Raw genomic sequence first — 9,169 nt, 5'->3', positions numbered from 1 at the left:
GGGGGGGGGGGGGGGGGGGGCGGGGGCGGGGGGGGTGCGCGCGGCGCCCCCCCCCCCCAGGGGGGGGGGGGCGCCCCGGGCGGGGGGGGGGGGGGGGGGTACACCCCCGCCGCGGGGGGCGTGCCCCCCGGGGGGCCGGGGCGGAGCAGCACGACATGGGGAGCTCACGGTGAAGCCACGGGCCACGGAGGCGGCCGGCACGGGCCGCACGGCGGACGGGACCGAGGTCCCGTCCGGCGAGGACGGTCTGACCACCGCGCGGGACGGCGGAATACCGGATGCCGGACCGTCGGACGTGACGTCCGACGGCGGAGTCAAGGACGGTACGGACAGGCCACGGGCCACCGGCAGGAGTGCGGTTCCCCGCGCGCGCCGCGGCCGCTTCGGCAAGCAGGCCGAGGGCGGCGGCAGTCCGGCCTCCGGCGTGCTGCCGGGGGGCATCACCTGGCGGCACCGGCTGCGGCGGGACCGCACGCTGGTACTGATGACGCTCCCCGCCATCGCGCTGCTGCTGATCTTCAACTACATTCCGCTGCTCGGAAACATCGTCGCGTTCCAGAACTACGACGTCTACGACCTGGGCATCACCGGCAGCCCCTTCGTCGGTTTCGACAACTTCACCCGGATCTTCGACGACTACCGCTTCTGGGAAGTCCTGATCAACACGCTGGTCATCTTCCTGACCCAGCTGATCCTCTTCTTCCCGATCCCGATCGCCATCGCTCTGCTGCTGAACAGCGTGATGAGTTCCCGGGTGCGCGCGTGGGTGCAGGCGATCGTCTACCTGCCGCACTTCTTCTCCTGGGTGCTCGTCGTCACCGTCTTCCAGCAGATGTTCGGCGGAGCCGGCCTCGTCGCGCAGTGGCTGCGCGAACACGGCCACGAAGGCTTCGACCTGATGACCAACCCCGGGTTCTTCAAGTTCCTGGTCACCGCACAGGCGGTCTGGAAGGACGCGGGCTGGGGCGTCATCGTCTTCCTCGCCGCGCTCGCGGCCGTCAACACCGATCTGTACGAGGCCGCCGCGGTGGACGGCGCGGGACGCTGGCGCCGCATGTGGCACGTCACGCTGCCCGCACTGCGCCCGGTGATCGCCCTGCTGCTGGTGCTGCGGGTCGGCAGCGCGCTCAACCTGGACTTCGAGCAGATCCTGCTCCAGCGGGACCAGGTGGGCGCCGGCGCGTCCGAGATCCTCGACACCTACATCTGGTGGACGGGTATCAAAACCGGCGACTTCGGCTACGCCGCCGCGGCCGGGATCTTCAAGGGACTGTTCAGCGTCGCCATGGTGCTGGGCGCGAACAAGGTCGCCCACATGCTGGGCGAGCAGGGGGTGTACTCCAAGAAATGACGACTCTCCTGGACCTCGAAAAGACGCCGGGCGGGTGGCCCGTGGACACCGCCCCGGCCCGCACCCCGCTCCAGCGCCTCCTGGGCACCGAATCGCGCCCCGCCTGGGAGGACGAGCCGACGAAGGCCGGCCTCGCCTTCAAGGGTTTCGGCCTCGTCGCGATCTGCGCGGTGATCCTCGTCCCCATCTGGGTGGTGGTCGTCACCAGCCTCTCCGACACCAAGGCCATCAACGACGCGGGCGGGCTGGTCGTCTGGCCGAAGAGCATCACCTTCGTCGCGTACAAGGAACTGCTGAGCGGCGGCGCCGTCACCCGGGCGGCGATGGTCAGCATCGGGCTGACCGTCGTCGGCACGGTGTTCAGCATGGTGATCTCGATCCTGTGCGCCTACGGCCTCAGCCGCCGCGACTCGATCGCCCACCGGCCGCTGCTGATGACGCTCATGGCGACGATGTTCTTCGGCGCGGGACTCATCCCCACGTATCTGCTGGTGACCGGGATCGGTCTGAGCAACAGCTACTGGTCGATGATCCTGCCGAGCGCGATCTCCGTCTTCAACATCCTGGTGCTCCGCGGCTTCTTCATGGACACCGCCCCCGAACTCATCGACGCGGCACGGATCGACGGCGCCGGCGAGTGGCGCATCCTGCTCCAGATCGTCATGCCGCTCTCCCGCGCGGTGGTCGCCGTCATCTCGCTGTTCTACGCGGTGGGTTACTGGAGCCAGTGGTTCAACGCCATGCTCTACATCCAGGACAGCGACAAGTACCCGCTCCAGATGATCCTCCGTCAGCTCGTGCTCCAGCACCAGGTGCCGCCGGGCGCGATGGGAGCGGCGGTGAGCAGCGGGCAGATCAACAGCCTCGCGGTCCAGATGGCCGTCATGGTCCTCGCGCTGATCCCGGTGGCGGTGCTGTCGCCGTTCGTCCAGAAGCACTTCCAGAAGGGGATGCTCACCGGGGCCGTGAAGGGCTGAGCCCACCGCGTTCCCCTGCCCCACGTGCCGCGCGCCGGGACCTCCCGCGCGCGGCACGGAGCGTCCTGTCTCCCCCGCGTCTCTCCTCCCCGCGTCTCTCCTTCCCCGCGTCTCTCCTCCCCGCCCCTCCCCGCTCCGGAAGGACACCGCCGTGCCCGCGTTCCGTTCCGATCGCGCTCCCTCCTCCACCGTGCCGGCTCCGCCCGGCCGCCGTTCCGTACTGACCGGGGCCGCCGCGGTCGCCGCAGCCGCGTGCGTCCTGCCCGCCGCCGGTACGGCCTCGGCGGCACAGCGGCCCTCCAGCCGTCCGAGGACCGAGGCGTACCGCTGGCGCACCGCCGCCATCGGCGGCACCGGGTTCGTCACCGGGCTGCTGTTCCACCCGTCGGTGCGCGGACTGGCCTACGCCCGCACCGACATCGGCGGCGCCTACCGGTGGGACGCGGCGAAGGCCCACTGGACGGCCCTCACCGACTTCACGGGCTGGGACGACTGGAACCTGCTCGGCGTCGAGGCGATGGCCGTGGATCCGGCCCACCCGGACCGGGTGTACCTCGCGCTCGGTACGTACGCCCAGTCCTGGGCGTCCCCGGGGGCGGTGCTGCGCTCCGAGGACCGGGGAGCGACCTGGAGCCGTACGGACCTCACGGTGCGGCTCGGTGCCAACGAGGACGGCCGGGGCACCGGTGAGCGCCTGCTGGTCGACCCGCGCGACAGCGAGACCCTCTGGCTCGGCACCCGACACGACGGTCTGCTGCGCTCCACCGACCGGGGCGCCACCTGGGCCCCGGACACCTCCTTCCCCGCCGTGCCGTCCGCGTCCGGCCAAGGGGTCACCCTGCTCGTGGCGGCCGGGCGGACGGTGTACGCGGGCTGGGGCGACGGGACCGCCCCGCTGTACCGCTCGACCCCGTCCGGTGGGTGGGAACCCGTCCCCGGCGCGCCGGTGGCCGACGGGGCGACCCGGGTGCCCGTCCGGGCGGCGTACGACACCGGCTCCCGTGCCCTGTACGTGAGTTGGGCGAACGGTCCGGGGCCGAACAACCAGAGCGACGGAGCGGTGCACCGCCTCGACACGGTGACCGGCGCCTGGTCGGACGTGACGCCGGTCGTCCCCGGCGGGGCGGACGCGTTCGGCTACGGCGGGATCGCGGTGGACGCGCGGCGCCCCGGCACGGTCGTCGTCTCCACCAACAACCGCTGGGCGCAGGTCGACACGCTCTTCCGCTCCACCGACCACGGACGCACCTGGGCCTCCCTCAAGGACACGGCGGTGCTGGACGTGTCGGAGACGCCCTATCTGCGCTGGGGCGGGGAGGCGAAGTTCGGCTGGTGGATCCAGGCCGTCGCGGTCGACCCCTTCGACTCGCGCCACATCGTCTACGGGACCGGCGCCACGGTCTTCGGCACCCGGGACCTGGTGCACTGGGCGCCGGAGATCCGGGGCCTGGAGGAGTCGTCGGTACGCCACCTGGTCGCACCGCCCACGACCCGGGGCGCCCGGCTGCTCAGCGGGCTGGGGGACATCGGGGTGATGTACCACGAGTCGCTGACCGCCTCCCCCTCGCGCGGGATGGCGTCCACCCCGGTGTTCGGCACCGCGACCGGCCTGGCCCTCGCGGCCGGCCTTCCCTCCTACGTCGTACGGACCGGCTGGCCCTCGGGGTCGAATGCCGCCGGGGCGTACTCCCGCGACGGGGGCGCCAGTTGGCAGCCGTTCGCGTCCCAGCCGGAGATCGCGGCCTCCGCACCCGGGCCGATCGCGGTGAGCGCGGACGGGAAGACCCTGCTCTGGACGTTCGTCCACTGGGACGGCACGAAGTACCCGGCGCACCGGTCCACGGACGGCGGCGCGAGCTGGCACGAGGTGACGACGTTCCCGAAGGGCGCGACACCCGTCGCCGACCCGGTGGACTCCGCCCGCTTCTACGCGTACGACACGGACACCGGGACCGTCCACCGCTCCACGGACGGCGGCGCGTCCTTCACCGTCGGTACCTCCGGACTGCCCTTGGGGGACGCGCAGTTCAAGATGGCCGCGGCTCCGGGCCGGACGGGCGACCTCTGGCTGTCCGCGAAGACCGGCGGGCTGCACCGTTCGACGGACGGTGCAGGCACGTTCACGGCCGTGGCCGGCGTTCAGGAGTCGCACGCCCTGGGCTTCGGCAAGGCCGCCCCTTCCTCGGAGAAGGGCCGCTCCCGGCGCCCGGGTTTCCCGGCGGTCTTCCAGACGGGACGGGTGTCCGCGACGCACGACGGGGTGGCGGTTCTGCGCTCCGACGACGCGGGCGTCACCTGGATACGGATCAACGACGACCAGCACCAGTGGGGGTGGACCGGTGAGGTGATCACCGGTGACCCCCGCGTCCACGGCCGGGTGTATCTGGGCACCAACGGCCGGGGCATCCAGTACGCCGAACCGGAATGAGGATCGAGAACACCATGCCGTCCCTGCGTGACGCCACCCGTGGCCGCCTTCTCTTCGGCGGCGACTACAACCCCGAGCAGTGGCCCGAGGAGGTGTGGGCCGAGGACGTGGCCTTGATGAAGGAGGCCGGGGTCAACTCGGTGACGCTCGGCGTCTTCTCCTGGGCGAAGATGGAACCCCGCCCGGGTGCGCGGGAGTTCGACTGGCTCGACCGGCTCCTGGGGCTCATGGAGGAGAACGGCATCGGGGTGGTTCTCGCCACCCCGACCTCCTCCCCGCCGCCGTGGATGGGTGCTCTGCACCCGGAGACGCTGCCGCGCGCGGAGGACGGCTCGGTCGTCTGGTACGGCTCGCGCCAGCATTTCTGCGCGAGTTCACCGGTGTACCGCCGTTACGCCGCGGCTCTCACCGAGGACCTGGCGGCCCGGTACGCCGGCCACCCGGCGCTGACCGTGTGGCACATCAACAACGAGTACTGCACGCACTGCTACTGCGACGAGACGGCGGCGCACTTCCGCCGCTGGCTCGCCGACCGGTACGGCACCCTCGAAGCGGTCAACGATGCGTGGGGGACGGCCTTCTGGAGCCAGCGGTACGACACCTGGGCCGAGATCCTGCCGCCCCGCAAGGCCCAGTACACGCGCAACCCCACGCAGGTGCTCGACTTCAAGCGGTTCACCTCCGACGCCCTGATGGAGTGCTACACCGCCGAGCGGGACATCGTGCGCCGCCACTCCCCCGACGTCCCGGTGACGTCCAACTTCATGCCGCTGTGGTCGGGTCAGGACGCTTGGGCGTGGGCCGGGCAGGAGGACGTCGTCTCGGTGGACGTCTACCCGGATCCGGCGGACCCGGGAGCGGGGCAGTACAACGCGATGCTCGCCGACATGACGCGCTCGCAGGCCCGGGGGCCGTGGATGCTGATGGAGCAGGCCGCGAGCGCGGTCAACTGGCGCCCGGTGAACCACCCGAAGCCCCGGGGACTCAACCGGCTCTGGTCCCTCCAGTCGGTGGCCCGGGGCGCGGACGCCGTCTGCTACTTCCAGTGGCGCCAGTCCCGGCAGGGCTCGGAGAAGTTCCACTCCGGGATGGTGTCGCACGCCGGCCCCGAGGGCCGCGCCTTCCAGGAGATCACCCGCATCGGCGCCGAACTGGCCACCCTCGCACCGGAGGTGAGCGGCGCACACACCGTTGCCGACGTCGCGGTACTGCACGACTGGGACGCCTGGTGGGGCAGCGCACAGGAGGGCCGCCCCTCCGCACACCTGGACTACCCCGCGATCGTACAAGCCTGGCACCGGGCCCTCTGGGAGAACGGCACGGCGACCGATTTCGCCCGCCCCGAGGCCGACCTGAGCGGCTACCGGATGGTCGTGGTGCCGCAGCTCTATCTCCTGAGCGACGCGGCCGTCGACAACCTGGTCGCGTACGTGGCGGGCGGCGGCACCCTGGTCAGCGGGTTCTTCACCGGGGTCGCCGACGTGGACGACCGCATCCGGCCGGGCGGGATGGACGCACGCCTGCGTGCGCTCTTCTCGATCCGCACGCTCCACGAATGGTGGCCCGTCGAGCCGGAAGTGGGCGTCGACTGCGACAGCTTCCGTGGTCTGCTGTGGTCGGAGGAGCTGGAGGCGGACGGCACCGGCGAGACCGTCGCCGCCTACCGGGGCGGCGAACTGGACGGGCTGCCCGCCGTGCTCCGCAAAGGCGCCGCCTGGTACGTCTCGACGCTGCCGGAACCCGCGGCCCTGCGCGAGCTGCTCGGGCGGGTGGCCGGCGAGGCGGGCGTCCGGCCAGTGGTGGCCGGACTGCCGGAGGGTGTGGAGGCGGTACGCCGGGGCGAGTTGCTCTTCCTCTTCCACCACGGGCAGGGCACGGCGACCGTGGAACTTCCGGGAAGTCACGTCGACGTGCTCAGTGGCGCGAAGACGGACGGGGCCGTGGAGTTGGGGCGTTACGGCGTGGCGGCCCTCAAGACGGTCGGCGCGGATGGCTACGAGCCGGTCGGCGCGGCGGCTCCGAAGCCGGTCGGCGCGGCATGAGCCGGGGCACCTGGGAGCCCCGGCCCGCCGCCCGCTGGGAGGACGCCTTCCTCAGCGGAAACGGTCACCACGGGGCGATGGTGTACGGCGACCCGGCCGACGACCGGGTGATCGTCAACCACCACACCCTCGTCCGGCCCAACGGCAGCGAGCACCTGCGCCCGCCCGAGCTGTCCGAGGAACTCGGCACGCTCCAGACCGCGTTGCTCGCCGGGGACACCCAGGCGGCCGAACGCTTCGGCGCGGGCCGGCCGCTGGTGTGGGTCCAGCCGTTCCATCCGGCATTCCAGACCCGGGTGCGGCGTTCCGGGACGGACGGCCTCTCGCCCCAGGACCCGGCGGACTCCGCTCCCCAGGCCGGACCCGAATCGTCGCCCTACCGCCGCGAGGTGGACTTCACCTCCGGCGAGATCACCGCCTCCTCGGGCCGCTGGCGCAGCCAGGTGTTCGTGTCGCGGGCCGACGACGTGGTCGCACAGCACATCACCGGCTTGGCGCCGGACGTCGAGGTCTCGCTCGACCCGGCCCTGCCCGGCGCTCCGGCGGGTCTGGCCGTCGGCCGCTCGACGGTTCTCACACCGCAGGGCGCCCGCCTCGCACTGCGCCTGCGCTACCCGGACGGCGAACTGTCCTGCATCGGCGTGACGACGCTGCACGCCGAGGGCGGCACCGTCTCGGTGGACGGCGACGGCGTCCGCGTCACGGGCGCCCGGAGCTTGCTGCTGCTCACCCGGGTACGCCGTGGACTCGGCGACCCCGACCTCGAAGCCGAGTGGGCAGCCCTGCCGGACACCGAATATGCTGAGCTGCTGGGCCGTCACATACCGTTGCACCGAGCTGCGTTCGACCGTAGCGCGCTCTCCCTGCACGACGAGGACCCGGCCCGCCAGGATCTCCCGGGCAGTGAACTGCTGCGTCACCCGGACAGCCCCGCTCTGCTGGAGCGGTTGTTCGCGGCGGGCCGCTACCATCTTCTCTCCGCGTCGGGGCTGCTGCCACCGCGGCTGACCGGGTTGTGGACGGGCGACTGGGACACCGCATGGTCGGGGGCCTTCACCACCAACGCCAACCTCAACCTCCAGGTGGCCTCGGCCGCCGCGGCGGATCTGCCCGAGGTGCTCGAAGCCCACGCCCGCCTGATCGAAGGCCAGTTGGAACACTGGAGGGACAACGCCCGGGCGCTCTTCGGCACCCGGGGCATCGTCGCTCCCTCCCATTCGGACGGCGAGTCGGGCCACACCCGCCACTTCCAGCGGGCCTATCCGCTGCACCTGTGGACGGCAGGCGCCGACTGGCTGCTGCAACCCCTGCTCGATCACGCGGCGGCCACCGGGAAGGTTGCGGAGTCACTGGTCTCGGCCTGTGTCGAAGTCGCCGATTTCTACACGGACTTCCTCACCCGTAAGGGTCCGGACGGGAGTGTGGCGATCGTCCCCTCGTACTCACCGGAGAACCGTCCCCGGAACGCGAGTTGGGGCACCGTCAACGCCACGATGGACATCGCGGCGGCCCGTCACGCCCTCACCGCGGCGGCGGACCTCGCCCCCGGACATCCGGACGCGGGCCACTGGCGGAGTCTCGCCGGACGGCTGCCGCGCTACCTGGTCAACGAGGACGGTGCGCTGGCGGAGTGGGCGTGGCCCGGACTGCGCGAGACGTACGACCATCGCCATCTCAGCCACCTCTACCCGGTGTGGCCGCTCGACGAGATCAACCCGTACGACACCCCCCGACTGGCCGGCGCCGCTCACCGCGCGCTGGCGCTGCGGGGTTCGGAGAACGACTCGGCCCACGGCCATCTGCACCACGCGTTGGTCGCGGCGCGGCTGCGGGACCGCTCGCGGGTGTCCTCGTCGCTGGCGTCGGTGCTGACCGGGGACTTCTTCCACGACTCGCTGATGAGCGCGCACTACCCGGCCCGCGACGTCTACAACGCGGACGCCGCCCACGCGTTGCCGGCCGTCGTGCTGGAGATGCTGGTCCAGTCCACGCCGGGCCGCCTGGTCCTGCTGCCCGCGCTCCCTGCCGCGTACCCGCGAGGCTCGCTCCGGGGCGTCCGCACCCGGTTCGGGGCGGCTCTCGACCTCACCTGGACCCCGGACGAGGTCACCGCCGCGCTCCGTCCGGCACGCGATGTCAGGGTAGAGCTGCGTACGGGCCCGCCGCCCGGTGCCCCGGAGGGTGCGGCGGAGCCGGGCGCGGCGTCCTGGATCACGCTCACCGCGGGGGCCCACCGGGTCCTGACGGTGCCGCGACGGGAGGCGGCCGGCCGGTGAGCGGTCCAGGGGACCGCAGGCCGGTGGACGGTCCAGGGGACCGCAGGCCGGTGGACGGTCCAGGGGACCGCAGGCCGGTGGACGGTCCGCCGGAC

At 72.2% G+C, this 9,169-nt stretch carries 5 protein-coding genes; all 5 read left to right on the top strand.

Going from position 1 to position 9,169, the window contains the following annotated elements; all coding sequences use genetic code 11:
- Positions 1 to 169 precede the first annotated feature (169 nt).
- The 5 genes from ACFWEP_RS26455 (at position 170) to ACFWEP_RS26435 (ending at position 9,074) form a co-directional block, all read left to right on the top strand.
- Complete coding sequence (locus ACFWEP_RS26455; RefSeq protein WP_387373526.1) at positions 170 to 1,351, top strand: ABC transporter permease; 1,182 nt, start codon at positions 170 to 172, stop codon at positions 1,349 to 1,351.
- A complete protein-coding gene (locus ACFWEP_RS26450) occupies positions 1,348 to 2,328 on the top strand; it encodes a carbohydrate ABC transporter permease (RefSeq protein WP_387373524.1) in 981 nt (326 codons plus the stop codon). Before ACFWEP_RS26455 ends, ACFWEP_RS26450 begins: the two co-directional genes overlap by 4 nt.
- Positions 2,329 to 2,479: 151 nt before the next feature.
- On the top strand, positions 2,480 to 4,756 hold the full coding sequence (locus ACFWEP_RS26445; RefSeq protein WP_387373522.1) for a 1,4-beta-glucanase: 2,277 nt from the start codon (positions 2,480 to 2,482) through the stop codon (positions 4,754 to 4,756).
- A gap of 14 nt (positions 4,757 to 4,770) precedes the next feature.
- Positions 4,771 to 6,798 carry a beta-galactosidase gene (locus ACFWEP_RS26440; RefSeq protein WP_387373528.1) on the top strand — a complete coding sequence of 676 codons (2,028 nt, stop codon included), beginning with the start codon at positions 4,771 to 4,773 and terminating at the stop codon, positions 6,796 to 6,798.
- Positions 6,795 to 9,074 (top strand): glycoside hydrolase N-terminal domain-containing protein, encoded by a 2,280-nt coding sequence (locus tag ACFWEP_RS26435; RefSeq protein ID WP_387373520.1) that lies wholly within the window; start codon positions 6,795 to 6,797, stop codon positions 9,072 to 9,074. Before ACFWEP_RS26440 ends, ACFWEP_RS26435 begins: the two co-directional genes overlap by 4 nt.
- Positions 9,075 to 9,169: the final 95 nt, after the last annotated feature.

Origin of the sequence: Streptomyces sp. NPDC060198 (genome assembly GCF_042728415.1) — a bacterium.
GTDB lineage: Bacteria > Actinomycetota > Actinomycetes > Streptomycetales > Streptomycetaceae > Streptomyces.
Note: the sequence above shows the minus strand (reverse complement) of the source record. Positions and strands in the feature narration are given on the sequence as shown.

Bases quoted from the DNA above. Each gene is read 5' to 3' on its own strand.
- ACFWEP_RS26450 (WP_387373524.1), top strand. From the start codon at position 1,348: ATGACGACTCTCCTGGACCTCGAAAAGACGCCGGGCGGGTGGCCCGTG.
- ACFWEP_RS26440 (WP_387373528.1), top strand. From the start codon at position 4,771: ATGCCGTCCCTGCGTGACGCCACCCGTGGCCGCCTTCTCTTCGGCGGC.
- ACFWEP_RS26435 (WP_387373520.1), top strand. From the start codon at position 6,795: ATGAGCCGGGGCACCTGGGAGCCCCGGCCCGCCGCCCGCTGGGAGGAC.